At 38.5% G+C, this 22,111-nt stretch carries 19 protein-coding genes; 6 read left to right on the forward strand and 13 right to left on the reverse strand.

What is annotated here, in order from left to right; genetic code table 11:
• Positions 1–20: 20 nt before the first annotated feature.
• From MT391_RS11965 to MT391_RS11975, 3 genes are read right to left on the reverse strand one after another with little or no spacing between them, the layout of a single operon-like run.
• Positions 21–995, reverse strand: coding sequence for an LPP20 family lipoprotein (locus MT391_RS11965; RefSeq protein ID WP_499498229.1), 975 nt, complete (start codon positions 993–995; stop codon positions 21–23).
• Positions 992–1,630 (reverse strand): hypothetical protein, encoded by a 639-nt coding sequence (locus tag MT391_RS11970; protein ID WP_499498231.1) that lies wholly within the window; start codon positions 1,628–1,630, stop codon positions 992–994. Before MT391_RS11970 ends, MT391_RS11965 begins: the two co-directional genes overlap by 4 nt.
• A 55-nt stretch (positions 1,631–1,685) precedes the next feature.
• The gene (locus tag MT391_RS11975) at positions 1,686–3,497 is read right to left on the reverse strand and encodes a caspase family protein (protein WP_499498233.1); all 1,812 of its coding nucleotides are present in this window, start codon (positions 3,495–3,497) and stop codon (positions 1,686–1,688) included.
• Positions 3,498–4,191: 694 nt separating this feature from the next.
• On the opposite strand from MT391_RS11975, the gene MT391_RS11980 reads away from it, so the two are divergent.
• Positions 4,192–5,523, forward strand: coding sequence for an aspartate aminotransferase family protein (locus tag MT391_RS11980; RefSeq protein ID WP_499498235.1), 1,332 nt, complete (start codon positions 4,192–4,194; stop codon positions 5,521–5,523).
• Positions 5,514–6,371, forward strand: coding sequence for a beta-keto acid cleavage family enzyme (locus MT391_RS11985; RefSeq protein ID WP_499498237.1), 858 nt, complete (start codon positions 5,514–5,516; stop codon positions 6,369–6,371). The genes MT391_RS11980 and MT391_RS11985 overlap by 10 nt, the downstream gene beginning before the upstream one ends.
• 195 nt (positions 6,372–6,566) lie before the next feature.
• Here MT391_RS11985 and MT391_RS11990 read toward each other — a convergent pair whose 3' ends face one another.
• The 3 genes from MT391_RS11990 to MT391_RS12000 all read right to left on the reverse strand — a co-directional run bounded on the left by MT391_RS11990 (position 6,567) and on the right by MT391_RS12000 (position 9,702).
• A complete protein-coding gene (locus MT391_RS11990) occupies positions 6,567–7,469 on the reverse strand; it encodes a LysR substrate-binding domain-containing protein (RefSeq protein ID WP_499498239.1) in 903 nt (300 codons plus the stop codon).
• 121 nt (positions 7,470–7,590) lie between these two features.
• Complete coding sequence (locus MT391_RS11995; protein ID WP_028869018.1) at positions 7,591–8,028, reverse strand: universal stress protein; 438 nt, start codon at positions 8,026–8,028, stop codon at positions 7,591–7,593.
• Between the two features lie 153 nt (positions 8,029–8,181).
• Positions 8,182–9,702: a YifB family Mg chelatase-like AAA ATPase gene (locus MT391_RS12000; protein ID WP_499498241.1), complete on the reverse strand. Its 1,521-nt coding sequence runs from the start codon at positions 9,700–9,702 to the stop codon at positions 8,182–8,184.
• 359 nt (positions 9,703–10,061) lie between these two features.
• On the opposite strand from MT391_RS12000, the gene ilvG reads away from it, so the two are divergent.
• From ilvG to ilvD, 3 genes are all read left to right on the forward strand, one after another.
• Positions 10,062–11,708, forward strand: coding sequence for an acetolactate synthase 2 catalytic subunit (gene ilvG, locus MT391_RS12005; RefSeq protein WP_166372704.1), 1,647 nt, complete (start codon positions 10,062–10,064; stop codon positions 11,706–11,708).
• Positions 11,705–11,962 (forward strand): acetolactate synthase 2 small subunit, encoded by a 258-nt coding sequence (gene ilvM / locus MT391_RS12010; RefSeq protein ID WP_166372703.1) that lies wholly within the window; start codon positions 11,705–11,707, stop codon positions 11,960–11,962. The genes ilvG and ilvM overlap by 4 nt, the downstream gene beginning before the upstream one ends.
• Before the next feature lie 102 nt (positions 11,963–12,064).
• Positions 12,065–13,903 carry a dihydroxy-acid dehydratase gene (gene ilvD, locus MT391_RS12015; RefSeq protein ID WP_499498242.1) on the forward strand — a complete coding sequence of 613 codons (1,839 nt, stop codon included), beginning with the start codon at positions 12,065–12,067 and terminating at the stop codon, positions 13,901–13,903.
• Between the two features lie 156 nt (positions 13,904–14,059).
• On the opposite strand, the gene MT391_RS12020 is transcribed toward ilvD, so the two are convergent.
• The 6 genes from MT391_RS12020 to rbsD form a co-directional block, all read right to left on the reverse strand.
• Complete coding sequence (locus tag MT391_RS12020) at positions 14,060–15,073, reverse strand: substrate-binding domain-containing protein (RefSeq protein WP_499498244.1); 1,014 nt, start codon at positions 15,071–15,073, stop codon at positions 14,060–14,062.
• A 36-nt stretch (positions 15,074–15,109) separates the two neighbouring features.
• Positions 15,110–16,030, reverse strand: a complete 921-nt coding sequence (gene rbsK / locus MT391_RS12025; protein WP_499498245.1) for a ribokinase — start codon at positions 16,028–16,030, stop codon at positions 15,110–15,112.
• Between the two features lie 140 nt (positions 16,031–16,170).
• Entirely contained in the window at positions 16,171–17,049 is an 879-nt protein-coding gene (gene rbsB, locus MT391_RS12030) for a ribose ABC transporter substrate-binding protein RbsB (RefSeq protein WP_166370783.1), read from the reverse strand.
• 126 nt (positions 17,050–17,175) lie between these two features.
• Positions 17,176–18,159 carry a ribose ABC transporter permease gene (rbsC, locus tag MT391_RS12035; protein ID WP_499498247.1) on the reverse strand — a complete coding sequence of 328 codons (984 nt, stop codon included), beginning with the start codon at positions 18,157–18,159 and terminating at the stop codon, positions 17,176–17,178.
• Positions 18,156–19,661, reverse strand: coding sequence for a ribose ABC transporter ATP-binding protein RbsA (rbsA, locus tag MT391_RS12040; protein WP_499498249.1), 1,506 nt, complete (start codon positions 19,659–19,661; stop codon positions 18,156–18,158). Before rbsA ends, rbsC begins: the two co-directional genes overlap by 4 nt.
• A 14-nt stretch (positions 19,662–19,675) precedes the next feature.
• Positions 19,676–20,092: a D-ribose pyranase gene (gene rbsD, locus MT391_RS12045; protein ID WP_499498251.1), complete on the reverse strand. Its 417-nt coding sequence runs from the start codon at positions 20,090–20,092 to the stop codon at positions 19,676–19,678.
• A 267-nt stretch (positions 20,093–20,359) separates the two neighbouring features.
• On the opposite strand from rbsD, the gene tal reads away from it, so the two are divergent.
• Entirely contained in the window at positions 20,360–21,319 is a 960-nt protein-coding gene (gene tal / locus MT391_RS12050) for a transaldolase (RefSeq protein WP_499440931.1), read from the forward strand.
• Positions 21,320–21,699: 380 nt separating this feature from the next.
• On the opposite strand, the gene MT391_RS12055 is transcribed toward tal, so the two are convergent.
• A partial coding sequence (locus MT391_RS12055; protein WP_499498253.1) for a transketolase-like TK C-terminal-containing protein occupies positions 21,700–22,111 on the reverse strand: 412 nt, incomplete at its 5' end.

Consider the following 22,111-nt stretch of genomic DNA (forward strand, 5'->3'; position numbering starts at 1 on the left):
TTTCCTTTGATGATCGGTATTTACTGATTAATAGTTAATCGTTCCATTCTAAATTCACAGTTTTGAGCATATTGGAGTAATAGACTAAAACCGGGTTTGTCATGTGATAAAGGTGTCTCATCTAACTTTTCAAAGCGTGAGGTGTCTATTTTCTCTTGGCAAAGCAAAGCGACATTGACATCGAATGAGGTTAACTCATTTGTTGCTAAAATCGCTTCAATACCGTCATAAAGGTTATTATCAGGAAAGGTTATTGGGGTGTTTGACTGAACGACTTCATTTTCAATCAAAACACCCGTGCTTCCATCCTTATAAACTTGGAATAAAGAAAGGTAACCATCTTTTTTAGTTTCTATATTTATAAAATAATACTCACCTTGCTTTAAACGACTATTGGTTGAATCAAGCAAAACGTTATTTGAACCATGGCTAAAAAAGAGATTTTCATACTGCGTGTCAGGTAATATCAGTTGCCCTTTTTGATGCGTTAGTTGCCACCCTCCCACAAAACGCTCTATACCAATTTGAGGCAAACAATCATGTTGAGATATCCAATTTTTCACTAAGGAAACATTTTGCCAATAAGCAGGTATTTTAGTTTGGCAATCGCCTAAACTTAACCACGTATTAAGACGTTGGTAAAAGCTGGTTTTATTATATTGAACCGCCACATAATATTGCCCATCTATTAACTCAGAATGAGCAACAGTCACATTATTCCGAAAGACCACATCCGTCTGAGTTTTAGATTCTGAGGATGAAGTTTTAGTCAGCTTGCCATCTTTAAACTGTTTTTTAGACTGTACATCTTTAGTCACACGCACTTCGATGTTAGTAGAAAGATCACTATAAGCTAACGACTTTGCTTGTTGATAAGTGCTTGCTTGCCCATACCCCAAAATAAGGTCGCTATCTCCGTGCTTTTGCCCATACCAATTTGGTGAAGCAAAAACAGAAGCACTTATAAAGAGAAAGGCAAAGAGATATTTAATCATTCTTCTACTTTTGGTTCTGGAGCTTGGCGTAAAGACCATGACTCCTTTGGGGCTCCATGTTTATCGTAACTCGTTAAGGAGATCATATTTCCACTTTGCGAACCTGATATTAAATAGTCACCATTTACAATCCCATAATTTAATTCTTTGGAAGTTTTGAGTAACTTTTTGTATGCACCTAAATGAAATACCAGCTCATTGTTAGCCAAAGGGCCACTCAACAACTGGACATCTGTCTGATAAGACCCAGTCGATTCAGCTAATGTCCAACTTAGGCGGCCATTTGCCCCAACGCTTGGTCCTGCAACGTACCAACTCTGATTCTTTCCATCTAAATAATGCCCCGCAACCAACTGGTTCGCACTACCAAAAGCAACCGACTTTACAGAGCTAATATTTTTAAAGACCAAATCACCATTTGTATCAGCAGCAAACACAGCACTCATATCAAAAAACTGTGTCACGCCCGTTTCTTTATTAGTTACTGGTACTTTGAGCATAGTGATCTGATTACCCGCCCCTTGCAGGTGCGCACTCTCGAAGTTAACTTGTAGATTTGAATTAGCGATATCGGCTGCGTTAACAAATGTGGTCGAGAATAAAATGCTTGATAAAATTATTGTTTTTTTAAACATGATATGTTCCATATAGATTAATGATTATTCTTAAAATAACTGTGCCTGTTATAACTTAAAGTGATAATGCTTTATTACCCAAAATAGTAGGATGCTGGCGTTTTAAATCGCCCATTTCAAAAGAAGTTGATTTCACATTTTCATAAACGTCGTGGTACACATCTTCGATACTGCGTTTACCTTCAATGAGGGATTTCATTAGGTAAAAACTAAATAAACGTTGCTGCTTTTCGACAAACATATTTGAGTATTCTTTATCTCGTCCCGCTGTGATCACTACCATGCGTTGTTGATCGATTGCGACTTTTTTCGGCACTAAACGAGAAGCTGCCACTCCTTTTATAACTGAAACGCCATCTGTTGCACCACTGAAACAGCTATCGACTAATACTATTATTTTCCCAGCTTTACTGTCAGATAAAGTACGGTAAATATTATTTAACTTAAAGTAAGGATCGTCTTTGATGTAATCGGGGATTTTATCTTGTGGCAAAATATAGGGTTCGTTATCTGGTAAAGCAGGAATACCATGTCCGCTGTAGTAAAAATAAACCGTATCACCTTCGCTGATATTTTCTAACATTAAGCGTAATTTATCTTTTATTGCACCGCTTGTTGCTTGCTGATCAATCAAGCTATAGATATGACGTTCAGGCACACCGAGAGCTTTGTACGCGACACTTACCATTGTTTCGCCACTGTTGCGGGAAAAAGCAATTTCATCGGAGTTTGCATAGTCTTCAATAGCCAAATTAAAGAACCACTTGGTTTTATCTTGCACTGCTGGCGTTAGTTTTGCTAATAAGCCTTGTAATTCATCACTATCACCTTTATCAGACAACGTTAGTTGAGATTGCACCTCAAATTTGTCAATTAAATTTGGATTTTGCAGTTGAACATCATTAGTGCTAAGCGTTTTTGAAGTCGATTGTAATGTGACACTTATTGCTTCAGGCTGATAATTAGTCGTTGCAATATCGCCAATAAATTTGTCCCCTTGATAGGTTGCAAAAATATCAACTAACTCAATCTGAGAGTCTGATACACCATAAATAAGTACTAAATCTAAGTGCTCAATATTTTTGAAAGTATCTCTGGCTTTCTCTTTGGGAACATTCAAAACAATATCACGATTATAATTTTGATTCGAAGCCTTGAAATTCACATACATTTGTTGATTTTCAGCATCGTAACTTTTAGCCGTTAATATCGGTTTTCCCATCACATCTTTAAATGCTTGTGCTATAAATTGTGCATTGTTATCACCTACTAATTCTCGCTTTTTAACACTAGAATTTTGAAGAATTTTAATGGTTTGATTACGCTGTTCTACACGTTGACGGTATTTCGCTTGAATAGCATTAACTTCAATTTGACGCTGTTGACTAATTGTTTTTATTCTATCTTTAAACTCTGCTTTTGTTTCAAATTGATCTTTAATAATTGCAGGTGCAATAGGTAACTCTGGCGCAGGAATTTCCGCTGGAATATCAGACATACTAATCGCAAAATACTTTCTCTCATAAAAAGAAGCGACTGCACCAACTAACTCAATTGGTTTATCGGTTTTCATACAAGAAATAGATTTATCCATTAAATGAATACTGTTTTGCCTGACGTCACCTGATGATAAAAAAGCTAATGTATTAGACGCAGGAACATTCACTTCTCTAGTTATTGTTTGCCCGTTCAAAATAATGGCCGCATCGACGATTAGTTCACCTCCCCATGTCCAAACATCTGTAGATTGATTACAAATACGTCCATGGTTTGAGTTTGAAAAAGTAAACTGATTGACTTGTTCTAATGAGAAGGATGACGATGAGAATGCGAGTAGACATGCTCCGATAATAGATTGTATTTTCATTATATTTTTCATGCCGTTAGGATCAACGGCAATAATGTCAAATAAAAATAGTAAGTCAATCCCATTATAATTATCAGGTTATTTTTTGTGAGATACTTCAGAGAAACTCAAAAGTGAAATTAAAATAACAGAAAAACACTCTGGAATGTTAACTTAACTGTTTATATTCGAAATAAATAAGGCCCCAAATTGCTTTATTTGATGTCACCTCCCTTCTAGGGTAAATGACCGAAATTTTCTCAATTAATCACTAATATGCAAATATTAATAATTATTCTGAATCGCCATTCGTGGCATTCTGACATCATCAAAAAACATCGTATATGTTATTGTTAAAATGACTGTTTAGCTTGGGAAAACTTTACGCTGAGGTTTTACGTCAACATTGATTTATTGTGGTTGAATGCAATATGTATTATTACAGTTTAATCTCGTCTCAGATGCTCTGGTTGGAAGCCTATAGTTTTTGAACTATCGTGATAGTCGAGTCAATTTAAGCATCGCTAACAGTTATTTTCCCAGATAGCAGCTTCTCCTGCTTACTATTCCAATTGCTCATACCCCTCCACTTTAATTACTTTGTCTGTTCAGTAAAAATAGAACAAAATCGGGATTACTTTCTTCTATAACCAAGCGACTTGCGGGTACTTACTTGTTCAAGTAATTGGGTATATACAACAAGGGTTATCCGCTAATGACACATGTATTTCATCGCCACTGCCATGCCAAACTTCCTTCTATTGCTTCGGGCGAAGGGGTTTATTTATTTGATACTGAAGGTAAGCAATATTTAGATGGTTGCGGAGGAGCTGCTGTATCTAATTTAGGGCATAACCACACCGCTGTTAAAGATGCGATTAAACAACAGCTCGATGCTATACCGTTTGCGCATACAGGATTTTTTACTAACCAAGTTAGCGAAGATCTGGCTACGTTATTAACTGACTTAGCACCCGATCCTCTTAATCATGTTTATTTTGTTAGCGGTGGTTCAGAAGCTGTGGAGTCTGCATTAAAAATGGCTCGACAGTATTTTGTTGAAATCGGAAAGCCGCAAAAAACACAGTTTATTGCGAGACGACAAAGTTATCATGGTAATACATTAGGAGCACTAGCTGTTGGTGGTAATGAATGGCGCAAGGAACCTTTTAGACCCTTACTTTCCTCTGTTCATCATATCTCGCCTTGTTACGCCTATCGTGACCAAGGTGACAATGAGACAGAGTTAGATTATTCAATGCGCGTCGCCAATGAGCTAGAAACAAAGATACTTGAAGTTGGTGCAGACAATGTGATGGCATTTGTGGCTGAGCCAGTAGTCGGAGCAACCACGGGAGCGGTGCCTGCAACGGAAGGCTACTTTAAACGTATACGTGAAATTTGTGACCAATATGATGTACTTTTAATTCTTGATGAAGTGATGTGTGGGATTGGCCGCACCGGGACCTTTTATGCATTTGAACAAGATAAAATAATTCCTGACTTAGTAACTATCGCCAAAGGACTAGGTGCAGGTTACCAACCTATCGGTGCAGTGGTTGCTAGCAGTAAAATTTATGATGCTATCGCTAATGGCAGTGGATTTTTTCAACATGGCCATACCTTTATGGCTCACCCGATGGCATGTGCATCGGCCTTAGCAACCATCAACACGATTCTAAATGAACATTTATTAGATAAAGTGACCGAACAAGGCGAAAAGCTAAAAAATAAACTTGAAGTAGCACTTCAGCCTTTGCCTTATGTCGGTGATATAAGAGGACGAGGACTCTTTTTAGGTGTTGAATTAGTAGCAGATAAATTAACAAAAATGCCGCTAGCAAGCAGTACTGAAGCGAATAAAAAAGTAAAAAATATTGCAATGCAACATGGTTTAATGTGTTATCCAATGGCAGGGACTATAGATGGAAAACAGGGTCATCATATTTTAATTGCTCCCCCTTTTATCATTAATGATGAACAGTTGGATGAATTAGTCACTAAACTAACCTCTGCTTTAATTGAAGCAGCTAAGGCATGGGGATAAATATGCAATATATTGATGATAAAGCAGCGATTATTGTTGCTCCTAATGGGGCAAGAAAAACAAAACAAGATCATCCAGCTTTGCCAATAACAACCGCAGAGATCGTTGCTGATGTGATTGCATGCCGAGATGCGGGCGCAGCCATGGTGCATTTACACGCAAGGGATAAAAATGGCCTACATTCTTTGGCTATTGACGATAACCTATTAACTCAAGAAGCAGTCAAAACCGCGGTTGGTGACAGTGTTATAGTGCAACTAACTACTGAAGCTATTGGCCAATACACACCGCAACAGCAAATGCAGCTAATTAAAGAAACAACACCTGAAGCTGCTTCGTTTGGGCTCAATGAACTTATTCCCGATGACTCTTATTTACCTGAGGCAGAAAAATTTTTCAACTGGGTTGCTGATAGCGGCATGATTGCACAATATATTTTGTATTCGGCAGAAGATTTAACACGTTATTTTAGTTTAATTAAACAGGGAATCTTGCCTAATAAAAACCATCATTTATTATTTGTTTTAGGCCGATACCATAAAGATTTATTATCTTCACCTAGGGACTTATTGCCATTTTTAAAGCAACCTGATTTTAAGCAATTAATGGAAAGTGGTGATAAACGTTGGGCTGCTTGTGCCTTTGGGCCTAGTGAGCAAAAGTGCTTAACAAGTGCCATGCTAATGGGCGGGGATATTCGAGTAGGGTTTGAAAATAACCTACATAATAGCCATGGCGCAAAAGCACATAGCAATGCACAACAAGTAACGGATATTAAAGCATTAACAAGTTTACTGAATATAGACCTTCATGACGCACACAGCTTTCGTAAAGCTTTATTGAGTTAAGCTAGCTTAGGTTGAGTTAGGTTAAACTGAGTTGAATTAAGCTAAATGAACTTAACTCTTAAAAACGCCAAAATCACAACCTTCAAGTCGAAAAAGAAAGTGTTGATGCTGATATTGATGTTCAGCACTTTCTTTTTTATTTAACTTTTTAATGCAATCTTTTTCATTGGTTTTTCTTCACCTAGCCTAGCTGCTTTAATTACAATCTTTGCCCAAACAATGGTTTAGCCACCGACTGAATTCATAAATTTTTCTGGAAGAGAGCCTATAGCTAGGTATAAAGACATAATAACCATAACTGGTTTGCATCGATAAATTAAGAGGATTAACTAAATCGCCACTTTGTAACGATCCTTCGACCATAAAATCGGGTAAGAGAGCAAGGCCTAAACCATCTTTTGCCACTTCTAAAGACATATAAAAATGCTCAAACCCAGTGGCACTATATTGACTGTTATAAACTAACCCTTTGTATTTTTTAAATTGCTCCCAGAGGTGAGGACGAGTGATATGCGGGATCAAGGTTTGCTTTTTAATATCTTCAATACAAGTTATCGGATTATTCATCATTAACTTGGCAGAAGCGACTAATACAAGGCGCTCACGTCGTAACAAAGTCGCATTTTCATAATGTTGTGAGATAGGCAGGCAACGAATAGAAAGGTCGCTATCGCCGTTAGTTTGATTGATTAGACCATCACCGGTTTTAATGCTGACTTGGATTTTGTTGTTTAAATGATGGAACGCTTCAATACGAGGAACTAACCATAAGCTTGCAAATGAAGGCGTTACATTTAATGTCAGTACTTCTTGAGCATGATCTTTTGTGCTCAAACTCGTGGTTGCATATTGAATTATTTCGAGGGCTTCAATGATTTTAGGAAGATAACTCTCACCCGCCGAAGATAATTTAATACCATTAAGGTGTCGACTGAATAGAGGTTGTTGTAATTGTTGCTCTAACACCGATATTTGTTTGCTCACAGCACCTTGAGTAACAAACAACTCTTTTGCCGCTTTTGAAAAACTCAAGTTATTAGCTACGGCAACAAAGGTTCGTAAAGCTTTTATTGAGGGTAAGTTAGCTTCATTAAGCATCACGTTTCACCATACGAACAAGTAATGTTAGGCAGAGGAATTAACAAAGAAGCAATAGCATTAAAATTCAGCCGTTCACCTATCTGATTAAAGATAAACGACCTCATTATTGCAATAGAAATTAACCTTGTGGTTTTACAACTAACACATGCACAGGTGAGTTTTGTACCACTTTACTCGCAACAGAACCTAACATAACCTTATCTACTTTTGAACGTTTATGGCTAGGCATAATGATCAGATCTACTTTTAATTTTTCTGCATATTTGATGATCGTTTTATATGCTTTACCTTCTGCAACATAGGTTGTGTAATCAATTTTTTCTTTCATTTGTGATTCAGCAAATTTAGCCAACTGTGTTTTTATATCGGCTTTCATTTTTTGTGCTGCATCTTTAGGAAAGTAAGTCGCAACCATCGACATATGCACGCCAGGTAAAACGGTTAAAAGATGTATATGGGCATCGGTATTTTTACCATACCAAATAGCGAGTTGCACAGCTTTATCTGAAAAGCCTTTTTCATTTAAATCGATAGGAACAAGGATATTTTTATACATAATTTTTACTCTTATTTTGGAGTAGCAGAATCTGAATTTTACGTAACAAGTATATGAACAATACTGTCATATAGAAAGGGAAAGTTAGATTCTAAAGTGTTTAATTTGAACTAGCTTTTACTGTTAAAATTGAAAAATGTAAATTTCGCTTAATTATTCGTGTGCCACGCTTTTTAATAGGCGATCCATCGCTCTATATGTTAACGCTTCGCATAAGTGGGCTTTTGAAATATCAGTTTGACCTTGAAGATCGGCAATGCTTCTTGCCACTTTTAACAGGCTATGCCAAGCACGAATCGACAACCCCATTTTTTCAATTGCTTGTTCCAGAAACAAGGCATCTTGTTGGCTTAATATACAAAAGTTATTGATTTCCTGGCTAGACAAATAGTGGTTTAACTTGCCCTGACGCTGTAGCTGAATTTTTCTTGCTTTTAACACTCTTTCTTTTACATCACAGCTCTTTTCAGTTAAGTTTTTCGCACCTTGTTGAGATTCAGCCAACATACCTTTAGGTAATAAGGGAACCATTAGCGACAGAGAGAATCGATCTAAAAAAGGGCCTGACAAACGATTCAGGTAACGTAATATTTGGTCTGGCGTACTGCGCCTTAAATTTCCTGATATATGTCCGCAGGGGCTCGGGTTCATGGCTGCAATCAATTGAAAATGCGCTGGAAAGGTTACTTGGTTAGCCGCTCTTGAAATAGTGACGTCATGTGTTTCCATTGGCTGGCGTAAACTATCTAACACTTGCCTCGGGAATTCAGGTAGTTCATCGAGGAATAATACACCATGGTGTGATAAGGAAATTTCTCCCGGCTTAGGCTTCCCCCCGCCTCCAACTAACGCAACAGAAGATGCGCTATGATGTGGAGCGCGATACGGAGGCAAAAACCAATCGTCACGTCGTTTGCCACAGACGGAATAAACCGCAGCGGTTTGTAAAGCTTGCTCCTCTTCTAAATTAGGTAAAAGTGTCATAAAACGCTCAGCAAGCATACTTTTCCCGGTTCCTGGAGGGCCGATTAACAATAAATTATGAGATCCCGCCGCCGCCACTTCCAACACTCTTTTTGCTTGTTCTTGACCTAATACATCTGAAAAATCAACCTCACTCTCTTTACTCACTGGCGCTGCGCTTTGTTGTGCCGCCTGTAACGTTGTTTGTTGCTGTAAAAAAGCACACACATCTAATAGATGAGGAGCAACAAAACCTTGTGCTCCTGTTAAGGCACATTCATGCTGATTATCGGCACAAACTATAACTTGTCGCTGTTGTTTTTTTGCGGCTAGGGCACAGGGAATAATGCCATCAACACTGCGTAACTCACCGGACAAGGATAATTCACCATAACATTCATAGTTCAAAATATCGGGACATTGAATTTGCTCAGAAGCGATTAAAATACCTAACGCGATCGCCAAGTCGAAACGCCCTCCTTCTTTAGGTAAATTAGCGGGCGCTAAATTAACAGTAATTCTTTTACTGGGAAACTTATAATGGCTATTGAGAATGGCGCTTCGTACTCTATCCTTTGCTTCTTTTACCGAGGTTTCAGGTAAACCAACCAGCGAAAAACCAGGCAAACCAGTACCTAGATGAACTTCCACCTCAACTTCCGGTGCATCTACGCCTGAAATAGCTCGGCAAACTAACCTTGCTAACGCCATGTTGTTCTCCTTTTTTAAACAATAGTTATCACCTAAACCTGCTTACCATTAAAACTTGGTTATCATTAAAGCTTTGTTAGCATTAAAACTAAGTGAGCCATCAAATTAGTCATTAGTTAAAACTAGTCATCCATCAAGATCGATGATCCACTAAAACTAAGTCGCCTATTAATTTACAGTATCGAATAGGTTGCGCTACAAAACGCGAACAAGTGATTGTTCTATCAATAATTTGCTTAAAAATGTGACAAATGTTGTTTGATAAGCGCTTTTTTGCTATAAAGAGCACCCTTTTTTAAATTCAAATTGGCAGTTTTTGAATGCCCTTTGATTACCTTCATTAAATTCAGGAAGAGCGCATGAATGGTGCAAACTTTGTTGTACACGCTTTAAAAGAACAAAACGTAACACAGGTATTTGGCTACCCTGGCGGTGCTATTATGCCGCTCTACGATGCGCTATATGATGGAGGTGTTGAACACTTACTTTGTCGCCATGAGCAAGGTGCTGCGATGGCTGCAATCGGGTATGCTAGAGCCACGGGTAAAGTAGGCGTATGTATCGCTACGTCAGGTCCGGGTGCAACCAATTTGATCACAGGTTTAGCTGATGCATTATTAGATTCAATTCCTATTATCGCTATCACCGGACAAGTACCAACCAATTTAATTGGTACCGATGCCTTCCAAGAAATTGATGTATTTGGTTTATCATTAGCCTGTACCAAACATAGTTTTATGGTTCAAAGCGCAGACCAGCTAGGGCCTATCATTGAACAAGCCTTTGAAATCGCTACCACTGGCCGCCCAGGTCCAGTACTGATTGATTTACCTAAAGATATTCAAATCGGTCCCAGTGTTGCGCATACTCTTGCGAAATTAGTTCATAGTAATAATTATTTAGACAACCGACTGATTGCACAAGCGAAACTGATGATTGAGTCCTCAAATAAACCACTACTGTATGTTGGTGGCGGTGTCGGTATGGCCAATGCAGTAGGTGAATTGCGAGACTTTATTGAACAAACCAGAATACCCAGCGTTTGTACCTTGAAAGCAATCGGTTGCATTCCTCATCACTCTCCCTACTTTATGGGGATGGTCGGTATGCACGGTAGTAAAGCATCTAATTTAGCGATTCAAGAATGTGATTTACTAATTGCTATTGGAGCCCGTTTCGATGATCGAGTGACAGGAAAGTTGGATGAGTTTGCACCTAATGCAAAGGTGATCCATTTAGATGTTGATGCCGCTGAAATAGATAAATTACGCCAAGTAACGCTTTCAATGACTGACGACTTGAAACAGGTTTTGCCCGCGATCACTATTAAACCTAATATTACTCCCTGGAAAAAGCATATTGCGACAATGAAAGCAAAACATGTGAGTCGATATGATCATCCAGGTGAGCCTATTTTTGCACCTGCATTATTGCGTCAGCTTGCTCAGTCGATTCCCGGTGATACGGTAATTTGTAGCGATGTAGGGCAACATCAAATGTGGGTTGCACAACATATGTTTGTAGATCGCCCAGAAAACCACATCACCAGTTCAGGTTTAGGAACCATGGGATTTGGTATCCCAGCCGCTGTTGGCGCTCAAGTTGCTCGCCCTAATGATATGGTTATTGCGATTTCAGGTGATGGTTCATTTATGATGAACGTACAAGAATTAGGCACCATTAAACGTAAAAAATTACCGATTAAAATCCTATTGATTGATAACCAACGTTTAGGCATGGTGAGACAATGGCAAGAGCTATTTTTTAACGGTCGTTATAGCGAAACAATTTTAACAGATAATCCAGATTTTGTGACCTTAGCGAGTGCTTTTGATATCCCAGGTGAAACCATTGAAACTAAGTCGCAAATAAGCCAAGCATTACAACGTTTATTGACAAGTGAAGGGCCATATTTGTTACATGTTTCAATCTCAGAAGCTGAGAATGTTTGGCCGCTAGTGCCACCTGGTGCACCTAATGACAAAATGATGGAGAGTATCGAATGAAGTCTTTATTAATTATTGAAGCTAAAAATAGCCCAGAATTTTTAGAGCGGTTATTACGCGTTTGTCGTCATCGAGGATTTACTACCACCAACATCAATGCAGAGACAGGTAATTCGCAACAAACCTTACACATTACTATTACCGTGGTCAGTGAGCGAAACATTAGCTTATTGACTAAGCAAATTGAAAAAATTATAGGGGTCAAGCAAGTGGCAACCCTACGACAAGAAAAAAATATCAAAGCAACAGCGTAAATTGCAGATTGTGCCGTAACAGGATATCTGTTTTACTGCTATTAACACTTATTTATATCAGCGCCAAGTAGTTTGGCCAGCAAGCAGTTTAAGGAAATTAACATGCCAGTTTATCGTTCAAAAACATCAACACACGGTCGTAACATGGCAGGTGCTCGTGCATTATGGCGCGCAACTGGTGTAAAAGATGATGACTTCGGAAAACCGATCATTGCTATCGCAAACTCATTTACACAGTTTGTACCGGGACACGTTCACTTAAAAGATATGGGCCAATTGGTTGCTCGTGAAATTGAAAAAGCCGGTGGTATCGCCAAAGAATTTAATACCATTGCTATTGATGATGGTATCGCAATGGGTCACTCAGGTATGTTATACAGCCTGCCTTCACGTGATTTGATCGCTGATTCAATTGAATATATGGTCAACGCTCACTGTGCAGATGCGATTGTTTGTATCTCTAACTGTGACAAAATAACTCCGGGAATGTTAATGGCGGCATTACGCTTAAACATTCCGGTTATTTTTGTATCTGGCGGCCCAATGGAAGCAGGTAAAACTAAGCTTTCTGATCAAATCATCAAACTAGACCTTGTTGATGCAATGGTAATGGGACCTGATAAAAACGTCTCTGATGAAGATTTAGAAAAAGTAGAGCGTAGTGCTTGTCCTACTTGTGGTTCTTGTTCTGGTATGTTTACCGCGAACTCAATGAACTGTTTAACTGAAGCGTTAGGTTTATCACTACCGGGTAATGGGTCAATGCTAGCGACACACGCTGACCGTGAAAACTTATTTTTAGAAGCTGGTCGTCGTATTGTTGATATTGCGAAACGTCACTACCAAGAAGATGACTACTCTGTATTACCACGTTCTATCGCTGGTCGCCCTGCTTTTGAAAATGCAATGGCACTAGATATTGCGATGGGTGGTTCAACTAATACTATTCTGCATTTATTAGCCTGTGCACAAGAAGCGGAATTAGACTTCACCGTTGCAGATATGGATAAGATGTCTCGTCGTATTCCACAGCTTTGTAAAGTTGCACCTTCTACACCTGAATACCATATGGAAGATGTACATCGCGCCGGTGGTGTAATGGCAATCTTAGGCGAGTTAGATAGAGCAGGTTTATTAAATAGTGACATTCCTACTATTATAAGCCCGACCATGAAAGAGCAGCTTGCTCATTACGATATCATGCAAACTAAAGACCAAGCGATTATCGACTTCTATCGTGCAGGCCCTGCTGGTATCCGCACCGTAAAAGCATTTAGCCAATCTTGTCGTTGGGATACCGTAGATAACGACCGTAAAAATGGTTGTATCCGCTCACTTGAGAATGCCTTCAGTACCGAAGGTGGTTTAGCAGTATTATTCGGTAATATGGCAGTTGATGGCGCCGTAGTTAAAACTGCGGGAGTTGATGACGATAATCTAACCTTTACTGGTCCAGCTAAAATATACGAAAGCCAAGATGATGCTGTTGAAGCAATTCTAGGTGGCAAAGTGGTTGCGGGTGATGTGGTTGTAATTCGTTACGAAGGTCCACAAGGTGGCCCGGGCATGCAAGAAATGCTTTACCCAACGTCTTACCTTAAATCAATGGGACTAGGCAAGCAGTGTGCATTGATTACCGATGGTCGTTTCTCTGGTGGTACTTCTGGCCTGTCAATTGGTCACGTTTCACCAGAAGCTGCTGCGGGTGGTGTAATTGGTTTAATTGAAAACGGTGACATCATCGATATCAACATTCCAACACGTGCGATGGACTTAAAAGTTTCTGAAGAAGTATTAGCAGAGCGTCGTGCGAAACAAGATGTTATTGGCTGGAAAGCAGTGGATCGTATCCGCCCTATTTCTGCAGCATTAAAAGTCTATGCAATGATGGCAACATCAGCAGATAAAGGCGCTGTACGCGATTTATCTAAACTTAAATAGCCTTTAACAGTCTTAAAAAATATTGAATAAACTAAAATAGCTATTTAAATAAAATAGATAAAGAAAAAGCCCATTCTGATTATGAATCATAATGGGCTTTTTTATTGTTTATCATTTATATGTGATAACGCTAGATTACTTTGGCAAAAAATAATATCAGCTATTTTTTCTATTAGGTATCACGCTGGATCTTTCAACTAAAGTGGGTTCAAGCTGGATCTCTAAATCAGTATCTCGCTGAGTTTGTATTTTATCTAATAAAGTATCAAATGCTTGCTGGCCAAGATGAAACTTAGACTGATGGATGGTGGTGAGCGAGGGGCTCATATAGCGCGCTATTTTAATATCATCGTATCCAATAATAGACAAATCATTAGGAATGGATAATCCTAACTCATTGGCCATATTAATCACCCCCATTGCCATCATATCGTTACAAACAAATAATGCCGTTGGCAGAGTTCCTTGCGCATATAAAGCTTTAAAAGCAACCGCACCACCTTCACATTCAAAGTTTGCCGGTACAATCCAGTGATCATTAATAATTAGGTTTGCATCCAGCATTGCCTGTTTAAAACCAGCGTAACGTTTCTTTGCGGTAGGTTTATCTAGCGGACCATGGATACAGCCAATATCAGTATGGCCTTGCTTGATCAGGTATTGAGTTGCAATATAACCACCACGGTAGGAGTTGTCTTGAATTTTATCGGCGGGGAAGTGTGTTTCACCTGAGTCCATGACGACTGTGGGTACGGGCTTATGTCGCGCAAAAATATCTATATTTTGGTTCACTAATTCATCACTCATTAGCAATAATCCATCTACTCTTTTTTGCAGTAACATATCAATATTAAATCGCAGCCGGTCAAAATCTCCCTCGGTATTACATAACAATAAATTGTACCCTTGCTCATAACAACGACGCTCCACCCCTTTTACTACTTCAGCAAAAAAAGGGTTGATTGAAGTCGTCACTAACATACCAAAAGTATGCGTATTTTTTAACTTTAAGCTACGAGCCAGCGCAGAGGGAGCGTAATTTAATGCCTCAACGGCGGTTAACACTTTTTCGGTAACAGCTTCACTAACATAACGAGTCTTATTTAATACATGACTCACGGTGGAAGTAGAAACTTGGGCATGCTTTGCTACATCTTTAATAGTGGCCATTGTTTTATTTATTTCCTTGCAGTTATGCTCTTGCAGCTATGCTCTTTTAGTTAAGAACTCAGTTACATCTTGACGATATGGAATAGAGGATTGAGCACCTTGACCGGTCACAGTAATGGCAGCGGCTGCATGGGCAAATTGTATCGCTTCGTTTAACGATTTATCTTCTAACAATGCAGTTAAAAAAGCACCATTAAAGGTGTCTCCTGCCGCTGTTGTATCAACCGCATCAACTTTATAACCCATAATCTGTGAACCTTCACCTTCTTTACTTAACCACACCCCTTGACTACCTAAAGTAATCAATACGGTTTTAATCTGTTTTTTGTGCAGCGCATCTGCAGCTAATTGGGCGGATTGTGCATCAAATACCTTAATACCAGTCAATATTTCAGCTTCTGTTTCATTTGGCGTAATAATATCAATCAGTTTTAATAGTTTATCACTGAGGTGTTGAGCTGGCGCTGGATTAAGAATAACAGTAGTACCGGATTTATTTGCAATTTCAGCGGCATATTCGATGCTTTCCATTGGCACTTCTAATTGTAATAACAACATATCAGCCTGTTCGATAATGCGAGTATGCGCAGCAATACGCTGTGGTGTTAAACATGCATTTGCTTCAGCAGAAATACAAATACTGTTTTCTCCCGTAGCTGCAACCTGAATCATAGCGATTCCAGTTGGCGTATCCTTTTCAATCATGACTGCATCAATATTAATACCGTCTTTTTCGAACTCTTGTCGGATATTAAGACCAAAACTATCGTCTCCTACACAGGCAATAAAGCTAACATTTGCCCCTAAACGAGCAGCAGCAACCGCTTGGTTTGCTCCTTTACCACCAGCAATAACAGAATAACCTTGCCCATGTAATGTTTCGCCTGGACGGGGAAAGCTACCAACCCTCAGAACATGATCTGCATTAACACTGCCTAGTACTGTTAGTTGACGCATAAGAATACCTTTTGAGATGGGTTACATAAAATTAGCCTACTAAGCCAATATACATAACATATTAATAAATAGAGACTAATAAATTTAAATTCTAAATAAGTGTAAACAAGAGAGGTCACTTTACGTAACCTCTCTATAAATTATTTTACAATCATCATTAATGGTACAGGAATGCTTTTAGCAACGGTTTTGCCCGTTAAAACTGCAACAGCTGATTCAACACCGATTTCACCAATTAGCGATGGTTGTTGTGCAATCGTTGCACCTAAAAGACCACGCTTAACGGCTGCGATACCATCTTCAGTGCCATCAAAACCAACGATTAAGATGTCTTTACCTGAAGCTTGTACAGCGCGGAATGCACCTAATGCCATTTCATCATTTTGCGCAAATACAGCTTGAGTTTGTGGTTGTGATGAAAGTAAGTTTTCCATAACATTTAACCCTTTAGTACGGTCAAAATCAGCTGGTTGACTTGCCAATAATTGCATATTTTCACTCTTAACTGCTTTCATGAAACCTTCACCACGTTCACGTGCAGCAGAAGTACCGGCAATACCTTCAAGTTGAACAATTTTTGCATCTTTACCAATTTTTTCACTGATATATTTACCCGCCATCTCACCACCGGCAACATTATCAGAAGCAATATGGCTAACGACTTCACCGTTATTTGCTGCTCTATCTAAGGTAAACACTGGTGTATTGGCTTTATTCGCCATACGTACCGCATTAGATACAGCATCAGAATCCGTTGGATTGATCAAAATCGCTTTCACACCACGTACTAATAAATCTTCAACATTTGCTAGCTCTTTACTTGGATCATTTTGTGAATCAAGCACAATCAATTTGTAATCTAGCTCTTTTGCTTTTTTCTCTGCACCTTCTTTCATGGTCACAAAGAATGGATTATTAAGTGTTGAAACCACCATCGCAATCGTATCTTGTGCTGCTGCGCCAGCATTAAAAGTAGCTGAAATAACAGCGGCTGAAATTAATGTAGTTAACTTTTTCATTGAACATTCCTTTTCTTGGTTTTAAAAAATAAATTAATGTAAATTTACATAACTTGTTATCTATTAGTGATTGTTTATCAATTGTTATTGATTGTTTGTTATTTATTACCTGTTACTGTTGAGTGTTTATTTATTTTTGTTATCGACTAATACGGCTAACAAAATAACGGCTGCTTTTACTATCATTTGGAAGTATGAAGACACATCTAATAGATTTAAGGCATTATTTAAAACACCAATAATCAATGCACCGATCAAAGTGCCCATGATGTAACCTCTACCGCCGGCTAGACTTGTTCCACCTACCACAACGGCAGCAATCGCATCTAATTCATAGCCCATGCCCGCGGTTGGCTGTGCCGATGACAAACGAGAAGTGATAATAATGCCGGCAAGTGCTGATAATAAACCACAGATGGAGTACACACCGATCTTGATACGGTCAACATTAATGCCCGATAATTTTGTCGCTGACTCATTACCGCCCAAAGCATAAACATAACGTCCAAAACGCGTGTGATTTAATAGATACCAGATCCCTGCAAAAACAAAAATCATTAACCAAACTGGTACAGGAATGCCAAACATGTAGCCAGTACCAAACCATGCAAAGCTATCTGCAACATCGGTGAATCCCGTTGAAATTGGACGACCATCGGTATAAACCATGGTGACACCACGTAATAATGTCATCATTACCAACGTAGCAATAAAAGCCTGAACTTTACCCTTAGAAATAATAAGACCAGCCATAGAACCCAATACTCCGCCACCTAATAAAGAGACAGGTACTGCAATCAGCACAGGGATCTCTAAGCTGATCATACTAGCCGCAAAGGCGCCACATAGAGCTAGGATAGAGCCTACACTTAGGTCAATGCCTGCGGTTAAAATAACCAAGGTCATTCCTGCCGCTAAAATAGCAATAACTGAAGTTTGACGTAAAATATTAAGAATATTATCAATCGTAAAAAAGTATTCATTGAGCACTGAAACAACGGCTATTAATACGATTAATGCAATCAGTGACTTTTGCTCGATCAACCACTCTTTACTCAGAAAGTGCCTTTTCGATGTTCCTGTTCCAGAACTTGTAATATTTGAACTCATGCTGCTACCTCGTTGTTATTTTTACCAACGGCACAAGCCATTAGTTTTTCTTGATCGGCTTCTTTGGCGCTAAATTCACCACTTATTTGACCTTGATGCATCACTAAAATGCGGTCACTCATCCCTAGTACTTCAGGCATTTCAGATGACACGAGAATGATGCTCATACCTTCCGCTTTAAATTTATTAATCAGTTGGTAAATCTCTTTTTTGGCCCCCACATCAACACCACGTGTCGGTTCATCTAAAATCAATACTTTAGGTTTAGTCATCAATCCTTTAGCAATCGCAACTTTTTGCTGATTACCACCGGACAAATTACCAATAATTTGGTCCATTGAAGGCGTTTTAATGTTGAATAAACGAATAAAATCATTGACTGATGTTGCTTCTGCTTGATGATCTAATTGCCAGCCTTTAGATAAATCTTTGAGTGCACATAAAGACATATTATCTTTAACTGACAACCCTAAAACCAATCCATCACCTTTGCGATCTTCTGAAATATAAGCAATGCCATGATTCAATGCTTGCAATGAAGAACTAGGATTAATCACTTGGCCATTCAGAATGATATCCCCTGATTCACGAGCGAGTGCGCCATAAATTACTTTCATTAATTCAGTACGACCTGCCCCCATCAACCCTGAGACACCTAAAATTTCACCATGGTTTAAAGTAAAACTGACGCCATGCGTAGCTTTCGCATATAACTCTTTCACTTCTAAACAAACAGTACCGTGAGTACTTGCAATACGAGGGTATTGCTCATCTAATCGGCGCCCTACCATTAATTCAATTAAGGTATCTTCATCCATCGACGCAACAGTTTTTTCCGCAATAAACTTTCCATCGCGTAATACCGTAATGTCATCACAAACTTCAAAAATTTCTTTCAAACGGTGAGAGATATAAACAATGCCATAACCTTCATCACGTAGTTCATTGATCACCACAAATAATGAATCGACTTCACTGTCTGTCAACGCATCAGTGGGCTCATCCATAATGATTACTTTAGATTCAAAGGATAAAGCCTTAGCAATTTCGACCATTTGCTGCTCACCTAAACTTAACTCATTAAGAGGAGTAGATGATTTGTGTTTTACCTTTAAGCGCTTCAGTAGTAGATCTGCTTGCTCAAACATAAGTGACCAGTTAATTGCCCCAAAGCGATTAGTTACTTCACGCCCTAAAAATATATTTTCTGCAATTGTCAATTCAGGTAACAGATTTAACTCTTGATGAATGATACTAATACCAGCCTTTTGTGACTCTCTAGGCCCATTAAAACTAACCACTTTATCTTGATAGCGAATTTCACCTGCATCCAGTGAATAAATCCCAGTGATCACTTTCATCAAGGTCGATTTTCCCGCCCCATTTTCGCCCAACAAAGCCATTACTTGTCCGGGATAAACATTTAGGCAAGCCCCATCCAACGCTTTCACACCCGGGAAGGACTTATTGATATTATTAAGTTGTAATATTGGCTGTTTCATTTTTATCCTCACGACTAAAAAACCACACCGGATTGAAAAATAACATTGGCATAAGGTGTACACTCACCCGTGCGTACCACTGCTTTGCTTTCAATAGTGCGGTCTTTAAATGCTTGGTGACTGATATAAGTAATATCGATGTGATGTCCAGATACTTGCTCTTTTTTAATTAAATCTAACAATTGCAGATGCAATTCTGGACTCACTTGTTTTAATTCCTCAGCCAATATCAAACCTGTTATTTGCATCTCGCTGAGCACAACAGCAACGGTATCGATAAATGCAGGGACGCCATGCGTTAAAGCAAGATCAATACGCTCTGGTTGGTTTGGAATAGGTAAACCTGCATCGCATATTGTTATTTCATCAAAATGCCCTAATGAGGCAATGCAATAAGATAATTTTGCATTTAACAGTGCTGATTTTTTCATTTTAGAACCTCAAGACAATTAATATTTGTTTTAAAAACACGCAATGAATATAACTTCACTTACCAACGAAACGTTTGCGCAATCGTTTCGATGAGTGAAATTTAAACGTTAATAAATAAATTGCACGTATTGATGGCAAAAAAAGAGAGCCGCTTCACGATATTTTTTTTGAAACTTATCAGCACAAAAATAAACAGAAATGATGCTTGCTTAACAATAGGAAGATTGATATTAATAAAACGGTCACCAACATTAACGGGAAAATTTATGACTAACCAATTATTACAACTCAAAGAAATGTCGACAGTAGTCGCTGATACAGGTGATGTTCAAGCGATTAAAGAATATCAGCCACAAGATGCAACCACTAACCCATCTTTATTATTAAAAGCAGCTTCACTAAGCCAATATCAAGGTTTATTACAACAAGCAACAGAATGGGCTAAACAACAATCACAAGATATCCAACAACAGACGATTGATGCTAGCGATAAATTATCGGTTTTAATCGGTTTAGAAGTGCTTAAAATTATTCCAGGAAGAATCTCTACAGAAGTGGATTCTCGCCTTTCATTTGATACAGAAGCATCGATTTTAAAAGCCCGTAAATTAATTGCTTTATATAACCAAGCAGGTATTCAAAACGATCGTATTCTAATTAAATTAGCAGCCACTTGGGAAGGTATAAAAGCCGCTGAAATACTTGAAAAAGAGGGAATTAATTGTAACCTAACTTTATTATTTAGTTTTGCTCAAGCGCAAGCCTGTGCGGAAGCTGGCGTATACCTAATCTCTCCTTTTGTAGGCCGTATTCTGGACTGGTATAAAAAGCAAACAGGTAAAGAGTCTTATCCAGCAGATGAAGATCCTGGTGTTATTTCCGTTACTGAAATTTATAATTATTATAAACAACAGGGTTACGACACAGTGGTAATGGGTGCAAGCTTTAGAAGTGTTGAAGAAGTATTAGCACTAGCAGGCTGTGATCGTTTAACCATTAGTCCAGATCTAATGGCAGTATTACAAAGTAGAAACGAGCCAATACAACAAATGCTAAGTGATAACAAATCGACTAAAGAAGATGTTACTCCTTTAACGGAAAGTCAGTTTAGATGGTCACTGAATGAAGATGCAATGGCGACAGAAAAGTTATCAGAAGGTATTCGTAATTTCACACTAGACCAAATAAAACTAGATAAGCAGTTAGCTGATTTGCTACAAGCTTAATAGCATAAAGATTATTTAAACTTAGATTCAAATAATAATTTAAAGAGAGCCTCAGTGATACTAAGGCTCTCTTTTTTATGCAAAAGAAACATACCGTTGATTTGCTTGTTATTTTAAAAACAGCATTAACCACGAAGCGCTACGCTTCACGAAGAACACGAAGAAAAATAAAACATAAAAAACTCATTTATTTAAAAAACACAAAATCACCTGCTTGCTTGATATAGCGCTTTTGATCTAACCTTCTTCAACCTTCGTGCATTAGTAGTTAATTCAGTTTTTTATTTTATTTTTTAGCAAAAACTTCATTCTAAATCAAATTTTAGACATAAAAAAGCCGCGATAAACGCGGCTCTATAAACAATAAAAGAATTAACTAATTATAATGAATTAGCTGTATCTACTACGTTTTTAACAGTAAAACCAAACATTTCAAATAGTTGATCTGCAGGTGCTGACTCACCAAATGTGGTCATACCAATCACCGCACCGTTTAAGCCAACGTATTTGTACCAGTAATCAGCAATACCAGCTTCAATTGCTACACGTTTAGTTACAGCTGCTGGTAATACAGATTCTTTGTATTCCGCAGATTGTAATTCAAACTGCTCAGTACAAGGAATTGATACAACACGTACCGCTTTACCTTGAGCTGTTAATTCTGCAGCACCTTGCATTGCTAACTCAACCTCAGAGCCTGTCGCAATTAAGATGATTTCAGCAGGTGTTTCAGAGTCAAGCAATACATAACCACCTTTTGCTACATCAGCTAATTGCTGTGCATCACGTGCC

Source organism: Vibrio sp. 1-Bac 57, from assembly GCF_037546855.1.
In the GTDB taxonomy this organism is placed as follows: Bacteria; Pseudomonadota; Gammaproteobacteria; order Enterobacterales; family Psychromonadaceae; genus Psychromonas.

Bases quoted from the DNA above. Each gene is read 5' to 3' on its own strand.
- MT391_RS11990 (WP_499498239.1), bottom strand. From the start codon at position 7,469: ATGCTTAATGAAGCTAACTTACCCTCAATAAAAGCTTTACGAACCTTT.
- tal (WP_499440931.1), top strand. From the start codon at position 20,360: ATGACTAACCAATTATTACAACTCAAAGAAATGTCGACAGTAGTCGCT.
- rbsA (WP_499498249.1), bottom strand. From the start codon at position 19,661: ATGAAACAGCCAATATTACAACTTAATAATATCAATAAGTCCTTCCCG.
- ilvG (WP_166372704.1), top strand. From the start codon at position 10,062: ATGAATGGTGCAAACTTTGTTGTACACGCTTTAAAAGAACAAAACGTA.
- MT391_RS11965 (WP_499498229.1), bottom strand. From the start codon at position 995: ATGATTAAATATCTCTTTGCCTTTCTCTTTATAAGTGCTTCTGTTTTT.
- MT391_RS11970 (WP_499498231.1), bottom strand. From the start codon at position 1,630: ATGTTTAAAAAAACAATAATTTTATCAAGCATTTTATTCTCGACCACA.
- MT391_RS12020 (WP_499498244.1), bottom strand. From the start codon at position 15,073: ATGGCCACTATTAAAGATGTAGCAAAGCATGCCCAAGTTTCTACTTCC.
- ilvD (WP_499498242.1), top strand. From the start codon at position 12,065: ATGCCAGTTTATCGTTCAAAAACATCAACACACGGTCGTAACATGGCA.
- MT391_RS11995 (WP_028869018.1), bottom strand. From the start codon at position 8,028: ATGTATAAAAATATCCTTGTTCCTATCGATTTAAATGAAAAAGGCTTT.
- MT391_RS11985 (WP_499498237.1), top strand. From the start codon at position 5,514: ATGGGGATAAATATGCAATATATTGATGATAAAGCAGCGATTATTGTT.
- MT391_RS12000 (WP_499498241.1), bottom strand. From the start codon at position 9,702: ATGGCGTTAGCAAGGTTAGTTTGCCGAGCTATTTCAGGCGTAGATGCA.
- rbsB (WP_166370783.1), bottom strand. From the start codon at position 17,049: ATGAAAAAGTTAACTACATTAATTTCAGCCGCTGTTATTTCAGCTACT.
- ilvM (WP_166372703.1), top strand. From the start codon at position 11,705: ATGAAGTCTTTATTAATTATTGAAGCTAAAAATAGCCCAGAATTTTTA.
- rbsD (WP_499498251.1), bottom strand. From the start codon at position 20,092: ATGAAAAAATCAGCACTGTTAAATGCAAAATTATCTTATTGCATTGCC.
- rbsC (WP_499498247.1), bottom strand. From the start codon at position 18,159: ATGAGTTCAAATATTACAAGTTCTGGAACAGGAACATCGAAAAGGCAC.
- MT391_RS11975 (WP_499498233.1), bottom strand. From the start codon at position 3,497: ATGAAAATACAATCTATTATCGGAGCATGTCTACTCGCATTCTCATCG.
- MT391_RS11980 (WP_499498235.1), top strand. From the start codon at position 4,192: ATGACACATGTATTTCATCGCCACTGCCATGCCAAACTTCCTTCTATT.
- rbsK (WP_499498245.1), bottom strand. From the start codon at position 16,030: ATGCGTCAACTAACAGTACTAGGCAGTGTTAATGCAGATCATGTTCTG.